The sequence below is a fragment of the Solibacillus palustris genome (assembly GCF_022549215.1).
Classification (GTDB): domain Bacteria; phylum Bacillota; class Bacilli; order Bacillales_A; family Planococcaceae; genus Solibacillus; species Solibacillus daqui.
On sequence record NZ_JAKZFC010000001.1, the window covers coordinates 1,276,674 to 1,299,149 of the forward strand.

Below are 22,476 nucleotides of genomic sequence, written 5' to 3' on the forward strand. Positions count from 1 at the left end.
TCTTGCGCTTCATGGATGGCTAACGGGGGGCTTTACTTGAAGATCAAAGAGTTGCATATGCAACTCTTTTTTCTTATTAAACTAACGGGGCAGGTTAGTTCAATAGCGTTGTTTAACTTGTGATCAACAATCGGGCCATATTATTGAATAACATTATTTTAAGAATGGTTACTAAACGATGCTTTGGTTTTTTTTGTTTAACTATGCTCCAGCATGTTAGTTGGACTATATTTACTTTTGGATTTATTAAACACTAAAGGAACTTTCTTGAAATTCGTTCGTTAGCTATAATAAATATAAAGAAATGAAAGGAACGTGAACTAGTGAACAAAAAAAGCCACTTCATGAAAAAAATTGATTGGACATTAGTTGCTATTTTATTTACCTTTTTTTGTATTAGTTTACTAGCTATTTCTTCTGCACAAACAACTAGTTATACAGGTATCAATTTTATTCCCAGGCAAGTAATTTATTACGGGATTTTAGGATTCATCATACTTTGTGTCATGTATTTAGATATTGAACAATATAAAAAAATTACTTGGTATTTATATGGCTTTGGTATTCTATTACTCGTCGCATTAATATTTATGCCAGAAGGAAAAGGACAAATTGGAGAAATAATCAATGGGGCAAAAAGTTGGTATCATACCCCTTTAGGCAATATTCAACCTTCTGAATTCATGAAAACTTTTTACATATTGGCATGTGCCAAAACAATCAGTTTGCATAATGATAAACACTATTTACGCACATTAAAAACTGACTTTTATTTATTAATTAAAATTTTGGGCCTACTAGTTGTACCATTTTTACTTGTACTTGATCAAAATGATTTAGGATCTGCACTTGTTTTCATCGCCATTACGATTGCTCTAATACTCGTTTCGGGAATTTCTTGGTTGATAATTACGCCATTATTAACTGTAGGAATAGCAGCCGGTAGTTTTATTATATGGATGGTATTTAACATGCAAGATTTTTTGAAGAATACGTTTGGCATTGAGCCATATAAATTGGGGCGTATATATTCGTGGTTTGATCCTTATACCTACGCTTCCAATGAAGGATTTCAACTAATTTCCTCCATGAATTCGATTGGATCTGGTGAAATATTTGGTAAAGGCTATCTAAATCGCGAAGTATATGTAGTTGAAAATCATACAGATTTCATTTTTACAGTTATTGGTGAAGAATGGGGTTTTATTGGCGCAAGCTTTGTCATTTGTATGTACTTTCTATTAATGTATCATCTAATTAAAATTGCAATAAAAATAAAGGATCCTTACAGTACATATATTTGCACAGGGATTATTGCAATGATTACATTTCATGTCTTTGAAAATATTGGTATGACAATACAGTTATTACCAATTACAGGTATTCCATTACCGTTTGTTAGTTATGGCGGTAGTTCATTAATGGGTAATGCACTCGCACTTGGCTTTATTTTCAGTATGCATTATCATCATCAGTCCTATTTGTTTGATATTGATGAGGATGATTAGGTTTGATATTGCAATATGAATGTTTAACCGTCATGGTTTGACTAAATAAAGATGGAGAATAGTATTAATGAATCAAAAACAACTACAACTTCGCATATATATTCTTTCTTATGTGTAGGTTTAATATTTTTATTATTTATAATGTACGTTATAAAATATTTTATATAAGCTGTTAAAATGTATTAAGTTCTTCAACTAATGGGGGCTTTACTTGAATAAAATTGAGTTGTATATGCAGCTCTTTTTTTCTTATTGAACTATAGGGCTAGATTGTTTAAGAGAGCAGAGGGGTGAGAAAGCTTTTGGTTCATAAAATCGTTTATCCAGTACTGATATTCATTGTTTTCGTATTATTAGCCATTGTTATCTACTTGAATCATCGAAATGCCACAAATGACTTTTATCATTTAAGATTATCGGGAGAAAGTCCCCATTGGGAGTTAGATGGTTATCAAGTAGATCTGACTTCAGGGATTCTTAATTCGGGAAATGGTAAGCTTCGTTTTAAAACAAGAGAAAATGATTACACTACTAATTATTTTGTCTTTGAAATGAACGCCGTTATAAACAAGAAATATATAACCCTGCAAAGTAAAGCAGTCTCAGGACCTGAAGATTTTAAAAACGAGATTGATACTGGAGCTATCGAAGGACCACCACCAATAACGAAAGACGGAAAGTCCATAACGTTTAAAGATATAGATAAAATATATGCGGTGATTCATTGGGAAGGACAAGATGATGGAATAGCACACAAAGAAATTATAGATTTGTATGAGCTAGACAACAAAAACTAAGCAATAATTCGCGATTGTTTAATGAGCGTCGCTATTCTTATTAAACTAACGGGGCAGGTTAGTGGAATAAGTATATATTCAAAGATATAACAAAGGAGGGTTATTAATGGAGCTTTCAAATGAAAGGTTAGTACTAAGGGAAATTATTGAAAGTGATTGGATAGATGTACATAAATATGCATCACAAGAAATAGTTTGTCAATATCAACCTTGGGGACCAAATACCGAACAGGAATCCATTGATTTTGTAAATCAAGTAATAAGAGATTCACGGCAAGTACCGAGGAAAAGGTTTGTATTTGCAATTATATATGATGGTAATATGATTGGTGCTGGGGAGTTTAACATAAGAAATGTCACTAACAAAGCAGGAGAAATCGCATATATTGTGAATCCAATTTATTGGGGAAAAGGTATTGCAACAGAAGTTGCTACTCTACTAATTGATTTTGGATTTGATATACTTAATCTTCATCGTATATATGCAACTTGCGATCCAAGAAATATTGGATCATCAAAAGTTTTGGAGAAAGTCGGAATGATAAAAGAAGGTAAAATTCGTGAAGACTTGTTAATTAAAAATGGCTGGCGAGACTCATTATTATACAGTGTTTTAGAATATGAATGGAGAAAGTAATGCAACAAACTTATTCCACTAAAGTATGCTTTACTTGAAGGTCATTGAGTTGCATATGCAGCTCTTTTTTCTTATTGAACTAACGGGGCAGTTTAGTACAAGAACTGTCAGGTATTTAATGACGTATAAGCCAAAGGGTATGTAAAATACATTTGACAATTTCTTTGGCTTATTTGGAGCCACCGTGCAATTTCAAAAAGCTTATAAACAGCCATGACGAAACAAACATATAAATATAATAAGAGGTAGTTTCCACAAGTGTATTTGTAATAAGGGACTGCCTTTTTTGTATAAGCATTGGTATTTGCAAGGTATATAGATCGATTTTGCTGGAAAGGAGGATATTCTTATGAAGAATAAAAGCGAAATCATGGAGATCATTCAGCAACTGGATCATCATATTGCAGATGATTTTGAGGCACAGGACCTAGATTTTAAACAATGGAATTTTAGTGCTGTGGAGGAAAACATCAATAAAATGATTAAATACGCTGTTTGTATGGCAAATGGCGGCGGGGGCAGCGTTGTTTTCGGCGTGGCCGACAAAATGCAGGGAATAGACAATGTTTTGATAGGGATTCCATTTGATGTAGACATAGAAGAATTACAAAAAAGGATATTTGAAAATACGGATCCTCACATAACCCCTTCATTTGATGAAATATTTTATAAAGATCATTCAATCCGGCTATTGGTTATGAACGTTTTGCCGGAAACACCGCCTTATACAACTACGAAGGGTACAGCAACCATTAGGCAAGGAAAAGAGTGTCTGCCGTACAGAAACAATTCGTAGGGATAGTCTGATTTTATGATTAGGTAAAGGCACCCTTCTATTTATTAAAGATAATTTACAGCATGAATACCTCACTTAGTACCATTACGGAGAACCGTATCATAAGTAAGTGCGGTTTTTAAAAGAACCACCAAGAATGTTGATTTTTCAGCGTTCTTAGCCTGAAACACGAGATGCTGACTTTTCGTGGTGTGAGTTTATTTATAGTCATAACAGTGAGTTGCTCGGAGCATTTGCGAATTTTGTAAATCGTACGTTGAAATTTATCGAGAAGTCATTTGATGGCAAAGTGCCGCAAGTCGCAGTGAATGAAGGAATAAAAGCGCAAGTAGTGGAATTATATGAAAAGGTCGGACAAAAAATGGAAGCGGGTTCCAGTAAAGTGGCGCTCGATACAATTTTTGAATTTGTGCGTGCGGCCAATCGTTATTTTGATGAAGAAAAACCGTGGATTACGGTGCGTGAAGATTTAGCCGCATGTGAAAAAACAATGACAACATGTACAATGCTTATTCAAAATTTTGCAGTGCTGTTAAAGCCGTTTTTACCTTTTGCAAGTGAAGCGATTGAAGGCATGTTGCAAGTGCGCGGAGATGCTTGGGAACCGCAAGAGACATTGGCGCAAACGATCGTAAGTGTCGTACCACTGTATGAACGAATCGATGTGAAGCAAATTGATGAGGAATTAGAAAAATTAGCTGCAAATGAAAAATAGGGGGGACCTATGACAATCGTCTATTTTGTGCGCCATGCACATTCCGTATATACACCAGATGAATACAAACGTCCAATTTCTGAAGCGGGGCGAGTGGAAGCTATAAAGTTAGTCGAGCTCTTTGAAACAATTGATGTGCAGGCAATGTATGCGAGTAGTTACTTGCGTGCGGTGCAAACGATTGAGCCGATTGCAGAAACAAAAAATCTAAGTATTACGCAGATTGAAGCATTAAACGAACGGCTATTAAGTAATCCGCCAGTTGAAAATTTTGACGAAGCGATTATCAAAGTGTGGGAAAACCCGCATTTTTTCTATCCAGGTGGTGAATCAAATATTGATGCACAAAATCGTGCAGTTCCAGTGTTTAGGGAATTACTAAAACAGCATGAAAATGAAGTGATTGTCATCGGTACACACGGCAATATTTTAACGCTTATGTTACAGGCATTTGATCATCAATATGGATTCGATTTTTGGAAGGGGTTAGCGATGCCAGATGTGATTAAGGCCGAATTTTTGCATAATCAGTTGGTGACTGTAGAAAAAGTAGTCATAACATAGGGGGGGTTATGGATACAAAACGTAAGCGGGTACCTTTTGAATTATGGAACATTTGGAAAATCGAAAGCTGGCTTATCGAACAAGCTCAAAATGGACGAATACTTGAAAAATTGAGTAGCTTCAGGGCAACGTTTCGACTAGCAGAGCCACAAAATTTGGAATACCGTATGATCGTCATGCCTGAAAAAGACACCACACCTACGAATACCCAGGAACTCGAACAAGCAGGTTGGGACTATGTGACAAGTCATCAGTATTATCATATTTTTTGCTCACAGCAGGCAGATGCGACAACGGAGATTGAAAAAGATTTAATGAAGCAGGCACAATCTTTTTCGGGCATTTTGCTGGATTTGCGTAAGAGGCTTCTGTTTAATGTTTTGATGATTGTGGCGTTTATTGGCCTAGTCATTGCTTTATTTATGGATGTTGAGGCGATTTCCGAGTGGTTGAATGTACTGTGCCAAGCTTAGCAAACGCATTGTTTGATGAATGGGTAACGTATTATCGATTTGAAAACGACACCGAATTGTCGCACATGGCGTTTGATCAAGTGCTTGTGGAAAAAATATATGCGGATTCTACACGCATTTTAGCAATAAAGGATAATCGGGTGCAGTATGTCGATTATCGGGGAGAAGCAACGATTGAGACGATTTTGAATGCTTTAGAAAAGCTATTATAATCAAGGCTTATCAATGAAACATAGGGGGGATTTTCCCAATCGGCTTTATTTGGGCTACCAAATAATCGAAATTTATTGGATACGTGCGATTTTTCGGGTTTTATGTGCGGCTTTTGGAAAATACGTGCGATTTTTGAGGTATACGTGCGAATTTTTAAAAATACGATCGAATTCCTAATTGTTACCGTTTTAATCAGGTGAAGTTAAAAGGCACAAAAACCCCTTATCCAATTGGTAGTATTTACTTTTTCAGATTGAACATCATCTACCGCTATTTTACAATAATAGAAAGGAGGCTGATGTCATGCGAAAAAAAAGAAAGCTCGTGCCAGTGGAATTATGGCAGCGTGGTCAGATGGAGAGTTGGTTTACCGAACAGGCACAGCACGGCCTAAAGCTTGAAAAAATCAATAGCTTCATGGCAACATTTCAAAAAACGGAGCCGCAAGATCTTGAATATCGCATGATTATCATGCATGAAAAAGATAATTTCCCAACAAATACGAAAGCATTGGAACAAGAAGGTTGGCAATACGTTGTCAGTTATGAGTATTACCATATTTTTTGCTCACAACAAGCTGATGCCACGACGGAGATTGAGGTTTTAACCGAACAAGCAGCATCATTTGAAGGGGTTTTAAAGAAGATCACTAACCAAATAATCATCTACAGTGTGGCAATCGTTGTTATGTTAGCTTTGGCCGTTACATTATTTTTGAATGGGTCAAAGCCTATTACAAATCTCATTGAAGGCTATTCGTTAAGTTCGTTTTCCCTTATTTTGGTGTATAGTTGCATTGGCATTATTTATTCGCGTGAATTATTGATGATACGGCGCATCAAAAAGCAGCTTGAACAAGGAATTGCATTTGATTACCGAGCGAATTGGCGTTCATCCAGTGTGAAAAAATATATTTGGAAAATTGGTTACTTTGCGATTGTGGCGGCAATCGTGTTGATCTTATTGAAGCAGGTGAACAATCGTGACTACGAAACCTTACCTACAAACACCGGGGACTTACCGCTCTTACGTTTAGAAATGATTGAAAAGCCTGTAAAACTAACAAGAAATGAAATGATGGCAGACGATATCGATTGGAAAAATTCGCTCATGAAAAACTGGTCAATATTTGCGCCCATTCAATATGAATTGAGAGAAAATGTGTACTTAACAGTAGAAAATCAAGCAAACTATTCGCCCCAGCTCAAGTTTCGAGTGATTGAATGTACCATGCCAAGCATAGCAACTGCCTTGTTTGATGAATGGGTAACCTATTATCGATTTGAAAACGATTCCGAATTGTCGCATACAGCGTTTGATCGAGTGCTTGTGGAAAAAATATATAAGGATACTGTTCGCATATTAACGAAAAAGGATAATAGGGTGCAGTATGTCGACTATCTTGGGGAAGCAAGTATCGAGACAATTTTGAAAGCTTTAGAAAATTTATAAGGTTAGCAAGTGGGTTAAAGTTAAAAAGTAAGCTAGGGAGTTGTTTGGAATTTTATTTCCAAACAACTCCCTTTTAGTTGAGCAAAATTATCGCAAACTGTTCATCCAATTGTTCAAATCTTGTCTGTTATTGATGATAATTTGTTTTTCCTTATACATCTCTGTAATTTGTAAAAATCGTACTTTGTCTACTTTTTCAAATTGTTTATTCCATTTAAACATATTCAAAAATAGCTTAAATGACGGTTGATAATTTGCTTTTTCAATTCCTAGCTTTTGCTTTATGAAACGCTTAATAATCCGTAACGTTCGAGTAAAATAGCTCGTATTGAGAAATACTATGACATCCGCGTGCTGCCAACTTTGATTTACCCAATCCTTCGTATGTACCCCTTCAATAATCCAACTATTTGTTTGAACGATTGATTGTAAATTTCGTTCAATTTCTTGGTCAGTTCTTCGTATATCTCCAGAGGGGTATCTGATCCATACAGCATTATCTATTTCATAATATGGGATTCCCGTTATTTCAGATAACTTTTTAGCCAATGTTGTTTTGCCACTCCCGACAGAGCCATAAATATGTATTTTTTGAATGGTTTGTTTCTTCATAACCTCACCTTTATTTTTAGTCTAACAGTATCCATTCTCTATTGTGAAATTATTATCCTTTAATTTTGATGTTGAATGATCCAATTCAATGTCTTTATTTCAAAGCAAATTCTTTATTTAGCATGCAGTGAGGGTGCTTTTTTCTTATTAGTGATTACAGTTTAGCTTACTCGAAATAAATTTTTGCAACTGACTGCCTAAAAAGTAACTTATGCAATGAAGTAGCGAAATTCAATTTCAACTAGCAAACTTTGACATGAATTTCGTAGAGCACTAATTGAATTGTGTTAACTTTTTTGTAAAAAAGGTTGACGTAAAAAACCTGTTACTTTATATTTACGTTAACTTATAAAAAAATAAGGTTAACACAAAGTAGGAGGCCATTATGGAATCAGTATCACGATCAAACGCATCTTGGAAAACAATTGACTTAGTGTATTGTGGTTTATTTTCAACGCTTATGATGATTGGGGCAAACATTACATCATTTGCTCCATTTTTAACAGTAGGTGGCGTACCCATTACGTTGCAAACCTTTTTTGCGGTGCTCGCGGGCTTAGTGCTTGGAAAAAAGCGTGGGGCAATCGCTTGTACAGTTTACATGCTTATTGGACTTGCAGGTGCACCTGTTTTTGCGAAATTTAACGGTGGATTTTCAGCAATTTTATCACCAACATTTGGCTTTATCGCAACATTCATCTTAATCGCCTATGTGGCAGGTGTTATTGTAGAAAAATACCAAACGCGCATTGCTTTTATCGCGGCTGCGTTAATCGCGACTATATTAAATTATATTTTAGGTACGAACTGGATGTATGCTGCTTATAAATTATGGGCAAGTGCACCAGATGAATTTTCATATGGCATGGCATGGTTATGGATGATTCCACCGATGCCAAAAGATTTTGTATTAGCAATCTTTGCAGGGGTTTTTGCTTATCGTTTACAAAAAGTATTGAAAATTTTACCGGTAAAATAGGGGGAAATGAAATATGAATTGGGTTCAATTAGCTGAAGAAGTTCTAGAGGGAAAATTATTATCAAATGATGAAGCATTAGCCATTTTACATGCATCTGATGATGAATTATTGCTGCTTATGCAAGGCGCATTTACGATTCGAAAACATTATTACGGTAAAAAAGTAAAATTAAATATGATTATGAATGCCAAGAGTGGCTATTGTCCTGAAAACTGTGGCTATTGCTCGCAATCTTCCATCTCTACGGCGCCGATCGAAAAATATCCGTTTATTACAAAAGAAGAAATTTTAGCAGGTGCGAAGCAAGCATTTGAAAATCAAATTGGTACGTTTTGCATTGTTGCCAGTGGACGTGGACCAACGCGCAAAGATGTGAATGTTGTTAGTGAAGCGGTTCAGGAAATTAAAGAAAAATACGGATTAAAAGTATGTGCCTGCTTAGGGTTATTAAAAGATGAACAGGCCGATCAGCTAAAAACGGCAGGTGTCGATCGTTACAATCACAATTTAAATACGTCTGAAAAGCATCATGATTATATTACGACTTCGCATACATACCAAGATCGTGTCAATACAGTTGAAATTGCGAAGCAGCATGGTATGTCGCCTTGTTCGGGTGCTATTATCGGCATGCGCGAAACAAAGCAAGATGTTGTCGAAATCGCCTATGCACTGCATGCGCTTGATGCCGATTCCATACCGGTCAATTTTTTAAATGCGATTGATGGTACAAAGTTAGAAGGTACAAAGGAACTAGATCCGCGCTATTGTTTAAAAGTTTTGGCCTTATTCCGTTACATCAATCCAACGAAGGAAATTCGAATTGCGGGTGGACGTGAAATCAATTTAGGTTCGTTACAACCTCTTGGAATGTATGCCGCAAATAGTATTTTTGTAGGGGATTATTTAACAACAGAAGGACAAGAAGAAAATGCAGATTATGCGCTGATTCGCGATTTAGGCTTTGAAATTGAAGTCAATGAAAAACAAGCAGCATTGCAAGCGTAATCATAAATAAATGAGGGTGTATTCCGCATGATGTAGCGCGGAATACACCCTCTTATTTTGCATGATGTCGCCCAATTGGAAGAATGAGTGGCGTATCAGACACAGGGTCATTAATCACCGAGCATTCTAATTGAAACGTTTCTTTAATCAATGCACTCGTTACAATGTCTTTCGGTGCACCTTCTGCGATTAACTGACCTCGTTTCATTGTAAATAAATAGTCAGCATAGCGCGCGGATAAATTAATATCGTGCAATACCATCACAATCGTTGTGCCATACTTTTTATTTAAGTCTGTTAATAAATCTAAAATTTCGACCTGATACGTAATGTCTAAGTAAGTTGTTGGTTCGTCTAAAAATAAGATGTCAGTTTGCTGGGCAAGTGCCATCGCAATCCACACACGTTGACGTTGACCGCCAGATAATTCATCGATGTTTCGATCAGCAAATTCTGTAATATTCATCATTTCTAACGCTTCGGCGACCGCTTCATAATCCTTTTTCGACCAGCTACCAAAAAGCTTTTGGTGAGGGAAACGCCCACGACCAACTAAATCCACAACGGTAATGCCTTCAGGTACGACAGGGGATTGTGGTAGTAATCCAAGCGTTTTGGCAAGCTGTTTTGGTGGCATTTGATGTATGGATTTACCATCGAGCACAACTTCACCATTGGCAGGCTTTATAAGACGTGCCATCGTTTTTAGTAATGTCGATTTACCGCAGCCGTTTGCCCCAATAATGATGCTAATTTTATTTTGTGGAATACTTAAACTGACGTCATTTAAAATGATTTTTTGCTCATAGCCGGCATGTAATTGTTGTGCCTGTAGTGTATGCTGCGTCATTTATATGTCTCCTTTACGATTGATGCGAATTAATAAGTAAATCAAGTATGGTGCGCCAATAATGCCGGTAATGACACCTACTGGATATCTCGTCGTAAAGGCAAATTGACCAATTAAATCAGACGCCAATACTAAAATAACACCGATTAAACCGGCTGGAATGAGCGCAGAAAAGTTGCTGCCAACAAGGCGTTTGGCAATCGGGCCAGCTAAAAAGGAAACGAATGCAATCGGGCCTGTCACAGCAGTTGCTAGTGCAAGTACTAATACCGCGCAAATAATTAACAAAATACGCGTTTTATTTGTATCGACGCCAAGTGAAATAGACATTTCTTCACCAAGCTCCAGCATTTCAAGTCGTTTTGAGAAAATGAGTAGTAGCGGTGTAAAAATCGCGACCGCAATCATTAGTGGCATTAATGTCTCCATTTTCACACCGTTTAAACTACCACTTAACCAGCGCAGGGCAGTCGGAAGATCATGCGTTTTTCCGATTAGCATTAAGTAGGATATAAACGCATTCAGCATCGCTTGAATCCCAATGCCGATTAATATTAAGCGACCGATTGAAAAACTCGTGCCTTTTGCTAAAAAGTATATGAATAATGTCGTCGCTAAACCACCAACAATTGAGGCGATCGACACAACGGTATTACTTGCATGTAAAATGATAATACAAAATACCGCAGCAGCGCTCGAACCAGCCGTTATCCCAATAACATTTGGGTTCGCCAGTGGGTTACGTAGCATCGTTTGGAATACATAGCCACCGATACCAAACGCAAAGCCAGCAAAAAGACCAGCAAGCATTCGAGGAAGGCGAATTGTACCAACCGCAAATGTAGCGCCCTTTATATCTTCACCTAGTAATACAGCTACAACATCCTTTACCGGATAGATCGTATTTCCGAGCATAAGCATCGTTGCACATAAAGCTAGCGCTAGTAATACTAGAATTGATGTTGTTAGCACAAATCGTCTAGTGCGCTGCTGTCTTGCTTTCATTATGGAGGTCATTGTTTCGTTTATCATAGGCTACGCACTTTCGCTTTCATTGTAATATATATTAAAATCGGTGCGCCGATAAAGGCTGTTAAAATCCCCACTTGCAGCTCGCCTGGACTTCCAAGCAGACGACCACATACGTCAGATATCATGAGTATAATGCCACCTGTTAATGCCGATAGCGGAATAAGCACGCGTACATCTGACCCAATGACAAGGCGTACTAGATGGGTTGCTAACAGTCCGATAAAACCGATTGGACCAGCAAGTGCTGTAGCTGCACCACATAATAGTACACCACCAAGGGAAGCAAACAAACGAATTGTTCCCGTGCGAACACCAAGACCTGTCGCAACTTCATCTCCTAAAGCGAGTGCGTTAAGGGCAGGGGCAGTGAAGAGGGCTATGAGTAATCCGATGACTAAAAACGGAATAAATAACGAAATAGAATCCCAAGACCCTGAGCCAACACTCCCAACTTGCCAAAAACGGAACTGATCCATGACGTTTGAACGTGGAATCATAACAGCTGTAACAAGCGAAGATAAAATCGCACTTGTCGCAGCACCAGCAAGGACGAGCTTCAGCGGTGTCGCACCACTTGCACCCATCGAACCAACCCCAAAGACAAAAATAGCAGTGAGTACCGCACCTGCTATCGCTAAAAAGATATATTCATTGGCAGAGCTAATATTGAAAAAAGCAATCCCGCAAACAACAAATAGCGATGCGCCCGTATTAACCCCTAAAATACTTGGGTCAGCTATTGGGTTGCGGGTAACCGATTGCATAAGTGCACCAGAAACGCCCAGTGCAGCGCCAACCATAAAACAAAAAATCGTTCGTACAATTCGCTGACGTACAACATTGGCCTCGTGTGACTGAACGTCAGGATGAAGTAATCCATCCATCAGTCCAGTCATGCCAATAGTACGAGAACCGAATACGAGCGATGCGATGATGCTTAGCGCAAGTAATATGATTAGAACAACGACTACTTTTACAATGTTTTTCGGTAGTAATTGCTTCTTATGTTCGGAAACTTGTAGATTGTTCATCATTACTGAATGTTTTTCGCAACATCCGAAATTAATGTTAAGTACTCATCAATTGTGTACTTAATCGATAGTGGGTTAGGGTTACCAGCTGCTGCAAGTGGTGTGTTGTCTTCTACGATGACAACATTGCCTTTTTCGATTGCAGGAATTTTACCTAAAATCGGATCTGCTTGTAAAGCTTTTAAGGTATTTTTATCACCATATGCGATAAAGATTTCAACATCCGCTAATGCATCTGCATGTTCAGCAGATAACTCGAGATAGAAACTTTCATCAGTTGATAATGCTTTTAAGCTTTCTGGGTATTCCATGCCTAAATCTGTTAAGAATTCACCACGTGGGTCACCAGGCGTGTAAATGTAGAATTTTGAAAGGTCTGTTACATTGAACATACCGAATGCTGCTTTTTTGCCTTTAATAGCTGAATATTCGTTGGCTTTGTCCGCGATTAATTTTTCAGTATCCGCGATTAATTGTTGACCTTCTTTTTCCATACCCATACCAGCAGAATTTAATGTTACTTGGTCACGCCATGAAGTTACCCATGGAGTTTCTTTGTAGGCGATTACTGGAGCGATTTGGCTTAGCGTGTCGTACTCTTCTTGTGTAATACCAGAGTAGGCTGCTAAGATCACATCTGGGTTAGAATCAGCAATTGCTTCAAAGTCTAAACCGTCTGTATCTTGGTAGATGTTCGGGTTTTCTTCACCTAATTCTTTTAATGCTTCAGCAGTCCAAGGAAGCATACCGCTTTCATCTTGTACACCGTAGTTTGCTGCAGAGAAACCTACAGGAACAGTGCCTAAAGCTAAAGCGATGTCATGGTTTGCCCATGCGATTGTTGCAACGCGTTCTGGTTTTTCTTCGATAATTGTTTCACCAAAAGCATGTTGTACAGTAATTGGATATTGTTGATCAGATGATTCAGTTGATGCTGTATCACCATCTTTATTGTCTGTTGTTGTTTTTTTGTCAGATGAATCTGAGCAAGCGGCTAAAACGATTGCCATGAAGCAAGCGAATATTAGCGTTAGTAATGATTTTTTGTTCTTCATTATTATTATACCTCACAAAACTTCTATTTCGGTGATAAAGATTCTCAATACCATCGTGACTCAAGTATTACTCCAAATTTTAATAATGTCAACAATAAATTATTGGGAATTGGAATGAAAAATACGTAATATTGACAAGTTATTTAATAAACGTTATCTTAATGATAAAGATTATCAATGTCATCTATTAGAGAAGTTATATTGATAAAGTGAACTTGAACAAAAAATTGAATTAATTGGAGTGTTCAATATGGAAGTATTTGATGTAACAATTGTCGGCGGAGGACCTGCTGGATTATATAGTGCGTTTTACAGTGGTATGCGCGATTTGAAAACAAAAATTATCGAATTTCATCCGTATTTAGGGGGAAAAGTGAATATTTTCTTAGAAAAAATGCTATGGGATATTGGCGGACAACCACCTATTGTTGCAGAAAAATTTATTGGACAATTAATCGAGCAGGCTATGACTTTCGAGCCTACTGTTTGCCTAAATACAAAAGTAGAGCATATCGAAAAACAAGATGATGTCTTTGTCATTTCAACGAATAATGGGGAAAAGCATTATTCGAAAACGGTTATTATCGCAATTGGCGGTGGTATTTTCCAACCAATCAAGCTTGAAATTGAAGGTGCGGAAAAGTATGAAATGACTAACTTACATTATACAATTAACGGAATTGAGCGCTTTGCTGGTAAGGATATCCTGATTTCAGGTGGTGGCAACGCGGCAATAGACTGGGCAGTGGAGCTATTACCGATTGCGAAAAAGCTTACGGTTATTTATCGCAGCGACGAATTAAAAGCCCATGAAGCACAGGTGAAAAAACTAAAAGAGCATCAAGTTGAAATTTTACTAAATACTGAAATTCAGTCGCTTGTATCAAATGATGAAAAAACAGCAATTGAGCATGTTGTCATTCGTGAAGGGGATGTAGATAAATCGGTTACGGTGGATGATATTATTATTTGCCACGGCTATAACCGCGAAGTGTCACTCGATTTTGCACAAGGAATTTTACCGAAGCGCAATGACAATCAACTCTTTGAAAGCGAAGGACAATGTCAGACGACAACCCCAGGTATTTTTGCGGTAGGTGATATTGTTGCGTATTCGGACAAGGTGTATTTGTTAGTTGGGACATTTAACGATGCGGTGCTAGCAGTGAATAGCGCGAAGAAATATTTAGAGCCAGATGCCAATAGCTATGCGATGGTGTCTTCGCATAATGAGAAGTTTAGAGATCGTAATCAAAAAATTTTAGTAGATATGAAATAACCATTAAGCTCCAAGCAGCGTGGGATAATATAATACCTGTAGTGAAGACACTTGAAAGAGAGTGTCTTCACTACAGGTATTTTTTATGGTTTAGCTACGAATTTTTAACTATAAAAATCGTCGCGCATCCTAAATGGATACACGACGATTCATCTTTTCAAACAGCAGTTAAAAATTGAAAAAGGCATACAATATATTCCGTTTCACGTGAAGTATGCGCGCTTTATGAGTTTTATGCTCGAAATCGAGTGATATATGATCGGATATTTGAGTTTATGCTCGAATTTAATGAGGATATGCTCGCTTTTCGAAATATACGCTCGAATCACCATTCATTACCTTTATTATCCTTGCAAGTGTACAAGGACAAGCGCTTATGAATCAAATTGAATCGACTTATTATTGAAAAGTATTTCATCCCCAAACTAAGGTGATGCACCTCCACATTATTCTTCTATAATTGAAGTAATTATATAGCCGTTTTGGTTGTCACCAGAAACGTTGAAGATGCTCGTGTTCGGGATGTTAACAGTTGTCGAGTTCGTCGTATACTGTACGAAATACGTTGTGTCATTTACTTTTGTTGTATAGGATTGTTCCTTTTTTAAATAACTAATGTATTCTTCAAGCGCAAAATCCTTTTCCTGCATCGTCACGCTATGCGGTAAGCCAACATAGCGAAAATGCCATGGCTCATAATTGATGTCCGTTACGTCGACTTTATGCTTCGGATAACGTAGAATAAAGCCGAATTTCGGGGCATTTTGTTCGAGCCATTTTCCTTCAGCGGTATTTTCCATTTTCCCTGCAGTAGAGCCGATATCGAGTGAGAGCCCTGTCTGATGTTCACTGAAGCCAGAAGGTAGCGCATAGGCAGCACCATTTTCCTCGAATAATTGCTGCTGTAATTGTCCGCTACGATATGCACTGTTAATAATAAAATGATGAATGTCATCTTGCTGTGCGGCTTCGAAAAGCTGTTGTAACGGCTGCATGACTTGATTTTCAAGCATAAATTTTGAATCGACAACAACATTTGCAGCGATATCTGTCGGTATTTGGGCTAGGTTTGTTGGGTCTTGTTGCAGCTGGGTATCTCGATTAACTAATACAAGATCGCCACTTGAAATCGCAAAGGTTTCGAGTGGAATTGTTTGAGGTAAGTCAGGTGCTGCAACTTGTTCTTTTGTAAAAAATTGATAGCCAATTACGGCAATTATAATGGCGAATAATAGTTTTTTCATATTGATAACTCTCCTTTGATACTAGCATAAAGTACAAAACTTAATATTATGTGATGGAAATTCTTAAGAATTTATGAAGGTATACTTATGGTTCATTTTGGTCCAAACTTAACTTGTTTTATCCCCTACTTCTATAATAGGGGATGAATCAAGTTAGGCCCCCGGCGGATGTTATAAATTTTTTAGAGGAGTTTTTAAATACGTCACATCGTGTGACAACGGCTGACTGACCCACGTCCTGTGGCCCCGAACTTGAAAAAAAACTGGACACAATTAGCCTCGGCGTAATTGATTAAGTTGATACTCGCCTTGTCGTAAGCAATTTTGAATAAATGGCAATGGCAGTTGTACGCATCGAGAATGTTCTTTACTATAGATACAGTACGGGCGCTTACGAAAAAATGGTAAGCTACTAAATTGATATAGAGGTGAATGTATGAATCAGATAATAATTGAAAACGCATACGAAGGAAATTTAAAAAACATTTCAGTAACGATTCCACGTAATCAGCTCGTTTGTGTGACTGGTGTTTCAGGCTCGGGGAAATCGACATTGGTGCTGGACACATTATACCAAGAATGTCAGCGTCAATATATGGAGGCAATTGGCTATCAAGGCATTCAAAAGCCAGATGTTGAGGCGGTTCGCAACATTTCACCAGCCATTCAAATAAATCAGCATTTAACAAACAAAAATCCGCGCTCAACAGTCGGTACGTTGACAAATATTTATACCGATTTGCGTATGGTGTACGAAAAAATTAGTGAGCGTCCATGTAGTGACTGTGGTAAGGTGTTCGCGCAGCATGAGGGGAAAGAGGCTACAGAAATCGCCCATGGAGAATACAAAACATTTGTGCAGTGCACGCACTGTGATAGTAAGCAATTGAAGCTAACACGCGCACATTTTTCTTACAATAAATCAGACGGCGCTTGTCCGACATGTTCAGGCCTAGGTGTCGAAGTTGCAATTGATTGGGACAAGGTGCTAGATGAATCAAAGCCTATAGAAGACGGCGCGGTGCATTTTTTAGATAAAGGCTATCGTGATTATATTATAAATATTTTAAAAAATGGATTTGCCTTTTATGAGTTAGCCGATGTGCAGAATGTGCCATTAAATCAATGGTCCGAGCAGCATCGTGCGCTCCTTATCAAAGGGGCAGAGGCAGCCAATATTGATGCTGAAAAGGGCGTGCCAAAAAATGTAACGAAAGGGCGATTTGAAGGGATAGAGCCGCTATTATGGCGCCGATTTGCTGATAAAAACGGTGATTCGGAGGTAGAGCAATATTTCAAAAAATCCACATGTAGTGCATGTGACGGAGAGCGATTGCGTGAAGAGAGTCGTCAAGCCATTGTTAATAATAAGCGTTTACCGGAGCTTTCGAATTATTCATTAGAACATTTAGCGGCCTGGATTGATGCACTAAATGCAAAGTTATCCGATAGCGAGCGTGCCTATGTTGGTCATTTTATTCTTGATATGACGACAAAATTAGCGCGCTTACTAAAGGTAGGTGTAGGCTATTTAACACTTGATCGTCAAACAATTACCTTATCAGGCGGGGAGCAGCAAAAAATTAAGCTGTCGGCGACGTTAGATTCAGAGTTAACTGGGGTTATTTATTTACTAGATGAGCCGACAAGTGGTCTGCATCCAAAAGATACGCTTGGGATGATTGACATTTTGAAAAGGATGCGAGATTTAGGCAATACGGTAATTGTCATTGAGCATGATACGGATGTTATGAAGGCGGCAGATGTCATTTTAGATATTGGCCCTAGCGCTGGTATATTTGGTGGAGAGCTGATTGGACAAGGGACGTTAGCACAACTATTGGATACAGAAACATCCGTTACAGGTAACTATTTGAAAAAGCCTGTCGAATTAAATACAAAGCCGCGTCAAGCAAATGGTTATATTACGCTAGCAAATGTATCGGAAAATAACTTGCAAAATGTAACGGTCCAGTTCCCAAAACAATGCTTTACTACAGTAGTAGGGGCTTCGGGCTCGGGGAAATCTACGTTAATTTTTGATGTCCTAGCCAATGAAACATTTGATGATTTCGACCAAGTTATAACAGTACAGCAAGCATCGATTTCACGTATGCGACGCTCGAATATTGCAACCTATACAGATGCATTTACTGTGCTACGTAATTTGTACGCAAAGGAACCGTCAGCAAAGGAAAAGGGCTTTACAAACAAGCATTTTAGCTTTAATACAGCAGGTGGACGCTGTGACCATTGTGAAGGGCTTGGTGTTGTGCCAAGTAATATGATGTTTTTCGATAATGTCGAGCTTGTGTGTCCAGTTTGTAATGGGAAGCGTTTTAAGGATGAGATTTTAGATGTTACATTGCATGGCTATTCGATTTCAGAAATGCTAGATATGTCAATTACCGAGGCGGCAGAGGTTCTTCAGGCTGATAAAAAGCTATCAAAGATTTTCTCACTGCTAATTGAAGTGGGACTTGGCTATATTACGCTGGGACAATCATTGACGACACTTTCAGGTGGAGAAGGTCAGCGCTTGAAGCTGGCAAAAGAGCTACTTAGTGTGAAAGGACAACAAAATCTATTTTTAATTGATGAGCCTTCAACAGGTTTACACCCGGTAGATATTGAAAACTTTATTATATTACTGAACAAAATGGTTGAGGAGGGGCATACCGTCATTGTTGTGGAGCATAACGAGCAAATCATTCGAGAGTCTGATTATCTAATTGAGCTTGGTCCAGAAGGTGGTGATAAGGGCGGTACAGTCATTGCGACAGGAACACCAGAGGAAATTAAAGGTAATAAGCAGTCAATCATGCGAGAATTTTTATAATATTGAAGAATTGAAAAGGGGATGTCCCAGAAGTAATTCTGGAGCATCCCCTTTGCGTAGTAACTTTTTAGGTGGAGTATTCGTATTGTTGGCAGTAAATCGTTACTTTAACAAATTTCTGAATAATCCTTTTGACTGCTTTTCAGGTTGTTGTTCAACTGATGCTGTGATTTGATTTTGTGCGACATTTAGTTTATTCAAAACATTCATAATGGCACTGTTTTGTTGTTCGACACGATCAAGCTGACGTTGCTGGGCAGGATTTGGTTCGTTTGCCTGTTCTAAAATGTGCTGCATCATGGCACCAAGCTGTTGCTTTAACGTGTGGTTTTGGTCAATTAACAGCTCATTTTGCGTACGCTGTTCTTTAATTAATGTTAATAGCTGCATGTTTTGCTGTTCAATGCCATGAACATGGGTAGCGAGGAGCTGCATTGAATTTGATAGATCCTCAAATTGTGAAACATGTGGTACTGAGGGAACAATAGTGTGCTGTAAATGTTCATCTGGTTTAAAGGATGGTTCAGTTACAATTTGTGCAGCTTCTTTTAACTTGTAGCCATGTTCTTTATTTAATGTTAAAAAGGCACGTAACATAACAAAATCCTCATCTGAAAATTGGCGATGCATCCGGCTATTGCGGCGAACCTCGTATCCATTTTCTTCTAAAATGGTCATGTAATGTTGTAGGGATGCTTTGCTAATTCCGAGTTGTTCAGCAATTGCACCCGTCGCATAAATAGCGGGCATAGTAAAAACTCCTTGAATATCAAAAAAATATTGTATATCTCTATGAATTATACGTCTAAAGTAGTGGTGATGTGAAGGGGGAGATATCGTAATTTCCATAAACATGCGATGATTTATCTTTTTTTTCATTTTTGCAGCGATGTCATTGTTTAGATGTTTTTTTGTGGTAGTTCACTTTATATCAAATGAACCACTTTGTTAAAGGGAAATAGGGAATCTGTGTTAATACTCATAACGTGCATTTTTCTAATATAATCCGTTTTGCTACGTTACGGGGGACGCTTTTCTGGGGGTGTGGCTTCAACTAACTCAATTGTGCCTATTTCGGTGGCACAATTGAGTGGATTTTCCGCACACGTTTGATCCCCTAGAAGTCGCCCAAAGTAATGTGCTCCTGTCGCTGCGCTATCGTCGCAAAGCAAGGCTCAAATCATACGGCATTTGAGTCTTACTTCACTACGCACCACTCTACTATCAAATTAAAATGGATTTCTATTACAAAGATTTTGAATAAAGTGTGCTGAATTAAGTTTTATTATTGAAATAAAGTCTAAGATGTATTTATTTGGCGCTATTAAAGTAGCTAAAATTTAATCAAAAATACAATATTGTAAACAGCGTAATATTTTATTCAGCACCGCCGCCTCGCGATAGCGCTAGCGGCAACATTTTGCGCTTTTAACTATATAGTAACAAGTAATATTTTAGTTTGGCGGGCCTTGCATGCGGCATTAAAGACAGTAGTAAAGGGAAATTCTAAAACATTTTTTAGAATTTCTCTTTGCGCCGAGGAGAGTAAAATCGAGATTTTACTCCCCGCAGAAGCAGTCATGCTCCTGTCGCTACGCTTTCGTCGCAGTATTTAAAGTCAGCTATATTGTGCTGACATTAAATATGCTGTCATGCCGTAGCCCGCAAAAAATAAGTAACACTGCACTTAATCCGTTTTTAGTCAGTAAATTTACTCAATGTTTGTTAAAATAAAGTGAAATTGGAATGATGGTTCGGTAATCGGAATTACATTGCTCACGTTTTTTGCGTGTTTAGAAGAGAAGATGGTACACACTTAGTGTGAGCGTTTTACTACAATAAATAAAAAAGGGGGCGATGACATGTTTTTGAAATCAGCCCGAATTAAAAAGGAACTCATTCATGATTTCCGTGAATACCCATTTTCCATTCCGTTTGTTCGTCATTTAGATGAGCTTGATTTAGATGCGCCGATCACATTTTTTGTTGGTGAAAATGGCGCGGGTAAATCGACGTTACTCGAAGCGATTGCAGATCAAATCGGCTTTAATCCTGCAGGGGGTAGCACGCAAAACTATCAGGCGTTTGATGTACATAAATCTGATGCTGCACTTGGTGAATTCATTAAGCTAGCATGGTGGCCGAAAGTGACGAATGGCTTTTTCTTACGCGCGGAAACGTTTTATCAATTTGCCTCACATGTTGATGAGACTGATCGGAATGGCTACCGTTCATATGGTGGAAAATCGTTGCATCATCAATCGCATGGTGAATCATTTTTTTCACTGTTTCAGCACCGCTTTAAAGGCAATGCGATTTACTTGCTTGACGAACCAGAGGCGGCACTTTCTCCGACGAGGCAGCTCGCATTTTTGGCATTGTTACATGATTTATTAAAGGAAGGCAATGTACAATTTATTATTGCAACTCATTCGCCGATTTTGCTCGGTTATCCAGGAGCTCGAATTTATCATTTTCATGAGAATGGTGTTGAAGAAATTGACTACGAACAAACGGAGCTTTATCAGGTGACGTCTTACTTTTTACAGCACCGCGAAAAAATGCTCGCTGACTTATTTGAGGATGAAGAGGAATAAATGAATCTTCTAGAATGTTGAATCGTAGAGTATAAAAAGGAGTGTGGAATGTATGGGTAAATATTCAATATCACAATTTGTGCAACAAACGAAGCAGGATGAACAGGAAAATGACTTTTTCGAATTAGAAACAGAGCGGGTATTAGAGGTCAATTTGAATGGTGAAGTATGGGCAAAAATGGGCTCGATGATTTCGTATACAGGTTCAATTAAATTCGAGCGTGAGCGTATGTTAGAGCACGGTGTAGGGAAATTGTTCAAAAAGGCGTTAACAGGAGAAGGCACACCGCTTATGCGCGCAAAAGGTAATGGCCGCTTGTATTTAGCGGATCAGGGGAAAAAGGTGACGATTTTTGAGCTAAATGGTGAAAGCCTATGTGTCAACGGAAATGATTTACTGGCTTTTGAAAATCAAATTAACTGGGATATTAAATTAATGCGTAAAATGGCAGGCATTTTAGCAGGTGGCTTATTTAATGTGACTTTGCAGGGGACTGGTATGGTCGCGATAACGACACATTTTGAGCCATTAACATTACTCGTTAAGCCGGGAGAAAAAGTGTACACCGATCCGAATGCTACGGTCGCTTGGTCAGGTAATTTAACCCCGGAATTCACGACAGATATTACGATGCGGACATTGATCGGGCGCGGCAGTAGTGAATCGATTCAAATGGCTTTTTCGGGCGAGGGCTTCGTCATTATTCAGCCATTTGAGGAAGTGTACTTATCATCACAACAATAAGCTTAGACAGTTCCCATAATTCGGTATAAACTAGAACTAAGAGGGGGCG

General features: G+C 38.2%; 22 protein-coding genes. 15 read left to right on the forward strand and 7 right to left on the reverse strand.

The genetic code is table 11. The features are described 5' to 3' along the window. Positions 1–323 precede the first annotated feature (323 nt). From LZ480_RS06070 to LZ480_RS06110, 9 genes are all read left to right on the forward strand, one after another. Positions 324–1,508 (forward strand): FtsW/RodA/SpoVE family cell cycle protein, encoded by a 1,185-nt coding sequence (locus tag LZ480_RS06070; RefSeq protein WP_241368484.1) that lies wholly within the window; start codon positions 324–326, stop codon positions 1,506–1,508. Positions 1,509–1,810: 302 nt separating this feature from the next. After that, complete coding sequence (locus LZ480_RS06075) at positions 1,811–2,305, forward strand: hypothetical protein (RefSeq protein ID WP_241368485.1); 495 nt, start codon at positions 1,811–1,813, stop codon at positions 2,303–2,305. A gap of 106 nt (positions 2,306–2,411) precedes the next feature. Beyond that, positions 2,412–2,942 (forward strand): GNAT family N-acetyltransferase, encoded by a 531-nt coding sequence (locus LZ480_RS06080; protein ID WP_241368486.1) that lies wholly within the window; start codon positions 2,412–2,414, stop codon positions 2,940–2,942. A 349-nt stretch (positions 2,943–3,291) separates the two neighbouring features. Then, a complete protein-coding gene (locus tag LZ480_RS06085) occupies positions 3,292–3,738 on the forward strand; it encodes an ATP-binding protein (protein WP_241368487.1) in 447 nt (148 codons plus the stop codon). Between the two features lie 256 nt (positions 3,739–3,994). Further along, entirely contained in the window at positions 3,995–4,453 is a 459-nt protein-coding gene (locus tag LZ480_RS06090) for a class I tRNA ligase family protein (protein ID WP_241368488.1), read from the forward strand. Positions 4,454–4,462: 9 nt separating this feature from the next. Beyond that, positions 4,463–5,017: a histidine phosphatase family protein gene (locus tag LZ480_RS06095; RefSeq protein ID WP_241368489.1), complete on the forward strand. Its 555-nt coding sequence runs from the start codon at positions 4,463–4,465 to the stop codon at positions 5,015–5,017. 8 nt (positions 5,018–5,025) lie between these two features. Further along, a complete protein-coding gene (locus tag LZ480_RS06100; RefSeq protein ID WP_241368490.1) occupies positions 5,026–5,490 on the forward strand; it encodes a DUF2812 domain-containing protein in 465 nt (154 codons plus the stop codon). Next, on the forward strand, positions 5,463–5,702 hold the full coding sequence (locus LZ480_RS06105) for a hypothetical protein (protein ID WP_241368491.1): 240 nt from the start codon (positions 5,463–5,465) through the stop codon (positions 5,700–5,702). The genes LZ480_RS06100 and LZ480_RS06105 overlap by 28 nt, the downstream gene beginning before the upstream one ends. A 304-nt stretch (positions 5,703–6,006) precedes the next feature. Continuing rightward, a complete protein-coding gene (locus tag LZ480_RS06110) occupies positions 6,007–7,155 on the forward strand; it encodes a DUF2812 domain-containing protein (RefSeq protein WP_241368492.1) in 1,149 nt (382 codons plus the stop codon). Between the two features lie 87 nt (positions 7,156–7,242). Here the strand turns inward: LZ480_RS06110 and LZ480_RS06115 are convergent, their stop codons facing one another. After that, a complete protein-coding gene (locus tag LZ480_RS06115) occupies positions 7,243–7,767 on the reverse strand; it encodes a P-loop NTPase family protein (RefSeq protein ID WP_241368493.1) in 525 nt (174 codons plus the stop codon). 385 nt (positions 7,768–8,152) lie between these two features. On the opposite strand from LZ480_RS06115, the gene LZ480_RS06120 reads away from it, so the two are divergent. Together LZ480_RS06120 and bioB are read left to right on the forward strand one after the other, a co-directional pair. Continuing rightward, positions 8,153–8,746: a biotin transporter BioY gene (locus LZ480_RS06120; protein WP_241368494.1), complete on the forward strand. Its 594-nt coding sequence runs from the start codon at positions 8,153–8,155 to the stop codon at positions 8,744–8,746. A 13-nt stretch (positions 8,747–8,759) separates the two neighbouring features. Then, positions 8,760–9,755: a biotin synthase BioB gene (bioB, locus tag LZ480_RS06125; protein WP_241368495.1), complete on the forward strand. Its 996-nt coding sequence runs from the start codon at positions 8,760–8,762 to the stop codon at positions 9,753–9,755. 52 nt (positions 9,756–9,807) lie between these two features. On the opposite strand, the gene LZ480_RS06130 is transcribed toward bioB, so the two are convergent. From LZ480_RS06130 to LZ480_RS06145, 4 genes are read right to left on the reverse strand one after another with little or no spacing between them, the layout of a single operon-like run. Further along, complete coding sequence (locus LZ480_RS06130) at positions 9,808–10,605, reverse strand: ABC transporter ATP-binding protein (protein ID WP_241368496.1); 798 nt, start codon at positions 10,603–10,605, stop codon at positions 9,808–9,810. Beyond that, entirely contained in the window at positions 10,606–11,637 is a 1,032-nt protein-coding gene (locus LZ480_RS06135; RefSeq protein ID WP_241368497.1) for a FecCD family ABC transporter permease, read from the reverse strand. Further along, positions 11,634–12,668: a FecCD family ABC transporter permease gene (locus LZ480_RS06140; protein WP_241368667.1), complete on the reverse strand. Its 1,035-nt coding sequence runs from the start codon at positions 12,666–12,668 to the stop codon at positions 11,634–11,636. The genes LZ480_RS06135 and LZ480_RS06140 overlap by 4 nt, the downstream gene beginning before the upstream one ends. A gap of 2 nt (positions 12,669–12,670) precedes the next feature. Next, positions 12,671–13,723 (reverse strand): iron-siderophore ABC transporter substrate-binding protein, encoded by a 1,053-nt coding sequence (locus tag LZ480_RS06145; RefSeq protein WP_241368498.1) that lies wholly within the window; start codon positions 13,721–13,723, stop codon positions 12,671–12,673. Between the two features lie 250 nt (positions 13,724–13,973). Between LZ480_RS06145 and LZ480_RS06150 the strand changes: the two genes are divergently transcribed. After that, the gene (locus tag LZ480_RS06150) at positions 13,974–15,002 is read left to right on the forward strand and encodes an NAD(P)/FAD-dependent oxidoreductase (RefSeq protein ID WP_241368499.1); all 1,029 of its coding nucleotides are present in this window, start codon (positions 13,974–13,976) and stop codon (positions 15,000–15,002) included. A gap of 446 nt (positions 15,003–15,448) precedes the next feature. On the opposite strand, the gene LZ480_RS06155 is transcribed toward LZ480_RS06150, so the two are convergent. After that, positions 15,449–16,246 (reverse strand): M15 family metallopeptidase, encoded by a 798-nt coding sequence (locus tag LZ480_RS06155; protein WP_241368500.1) that lies wholly within the window; start codon positions 16,244–16,246, stop codon positions 15,449–15,451. A 436-nt stretch (positions 16,247–16,682) separates the two neighbouring features. On the opposite strand from LZ480_RS06155, the gene LZ480_RS06160 reads away from it, so the two are divergent. After that, positions 16,683–19,085, forward strand: coding sequence for an ATP-binding cassette domain-containing protein (locus LZ480_RS06160; protein WP_241368501.1), 2,403 nt, complete (start codon positions 16,683–16,685; stop codon positions 19,083–19,085). Positions 19,086–19,187: 102 nt separating this feature from the next. Here the strand turns inward: LZ480_RS06160 and LZ480_RS06165 are convergent, their stop codons facing one another. After that, complete coding sequence (locus LZ480_RS06165) at positions 19,188–19,835, reverse strand: MerR family transcriptional regulator (RefSeq protein WP_241368502.1); 648 nt, start codon at positions 19,833–19,835, stop codon at positions 19,188–19,190. 1,112 nt (positions 19,836–20,947) lie between these two features. On the opposite strand from LZ480_RS06165, the gene LZ480_RS06170 reads away from it, so the two are divergent. Both LZ480_RS06170 and LZ480_RS06175 read left to right on the forward strand, forming a co-directional pair. Further along, entirely contained in the window at positions 20,948–21,682 is a 735-nt protein-coding gene (locus LZ480_RS06170) for an AAA family ATPase (RefSeq protein ID WP_241368503.1), read from the forward strand. A 52-nt stretch (positions 21,683–21,734) separates the two neighbouring features. Next, positions 21,735–22,427, forward strand: a complete 693-nt coding sequence (locus tag LZ480_RS06175; RefSeq protein WP_241368504.1) for an AIM24 family protein — start codon at positions 21,735–21,737, stop codon at positions 22,425–22,427. Positions 22,428–22,476 lie beyond the last annotated feature (49 nt).

Coding starts and splice junctions, on each gene's coding strand:
- LZ480_RS06080 (WP_241368486.1), top strand. CDS start 2,412: ATGGAGCTTTCAAATGAAAGGTTAGTACTAAGGGAAATTATTGAAAGT.
- LZ480_RS06085 (WP_241368487.1), top strand. CDS start 3,292: ATGAAGAATAAAAGCGAAATCATGGAGATCATTCAGCAACTGGATCAT.
- LZ480_RS06095 (WP_241368489.1), top strand. CDS start 4,463: ATGACAATCGTCTATTTTGTGCGCCATGCACATTCCGTATATACACCA.
- LZ480_RS06100 (WP_241368490.1), top strand. CDS start 5,026: ATGGATACAAAACGTAAGCGGGTACCTTTTGAATTATGGAACATTTGG.
- LZ480_RS06110 (WP_241368492.1), top strand. CDS start 6,007: ATGCGAAAAAAAAGAAAGCTCGTGCCAGTGGAATTATGGCAGCGTGGT.
- LZ480_RS06115 (WP_241368493.1), bottom strand. CDS start 7,767: ATGAAGAAACAAACCATTCAAAAAATACATATTTATGGCTCTGTCGGG.
- LZ480_RS06120 (WP_241368494.1), top strand. CDS start 8,153: ATGGAATCAGTATCACGATCAAACGCATCTTGGAAAACAATTGACTTA.
- bioB (WP_241368495.1), top strand. CDS start 8,760: ATGAATTGGGTTCAATTAGCTGAAGAAGTTCTAGAGGGAAAATTATTA.
- LZ480_RS06130 (WP_241368496.1), bottom strand. CDS start 10,605: ATGACGCAGCATACACTACAGGCACAACAATTACATGCCGGCTATGAG.
- LZ480_RS06135 (WP_241368497.1), bottom strand. CDS start 11,637: ATGATAAACGAAACAATGACCTCCATAATGAAAGCAAGACAGCAGCGC.
- LZ480_RS06140 (WP_241368667.1), bottom strand. CDS start 12,668: ATGAACAATCTACAAGTTTCCGAACATAAGAAGCAATTACTACCGAAA.
- LZ480_RS06145 (WP_241368498.1), bottom strand. CDS start 13,723: ATGAAGAACAAAAAATCATTACTAACGCTAATATTCGCTTGCTTCATG.
- LZ480_RS06150 (WP_241368499.1), top strand. CDS start 13,974: ATGGAAGTATTTGATGTAACAATTGTCGGCGGAGGACCTGCTGGATTA.
- LZ480_RS06155 (WP_241368500.1), bottom strand. CDS start 16,246: ATGAAAAAACTATTATTCGCCATTATAATTGCCGTAATTGGCTATCAA.
- LZ480_RS06160 (WP_241368501.1), top strand. CDS start 16,683: ATGAATCAGATAATAATTGAAAACGCATACGAAGGAAATTTAAAAAAC.
- LZ480_RS06165 (WP_241368502.1), bottom strand. CDS start 19,835: ATGCCCGCTATTTATGCGACGGGTGCAATTGCTGAACAACTCGGAATT.
- LZ480_RS06170 (WP_241368503.1), top strand. CDS start 20,948: ATGTTTTTGAAATCAGCCCGAATTAAAAAGGAACTCATTCATGATTTC.
- LZ480_RS06175 (WP_241368504.1), top strand. CDS start 21,735: ATGGGTAAATATTCAATATCACAATTTGTGCAACAAACGAAGCAGGAT.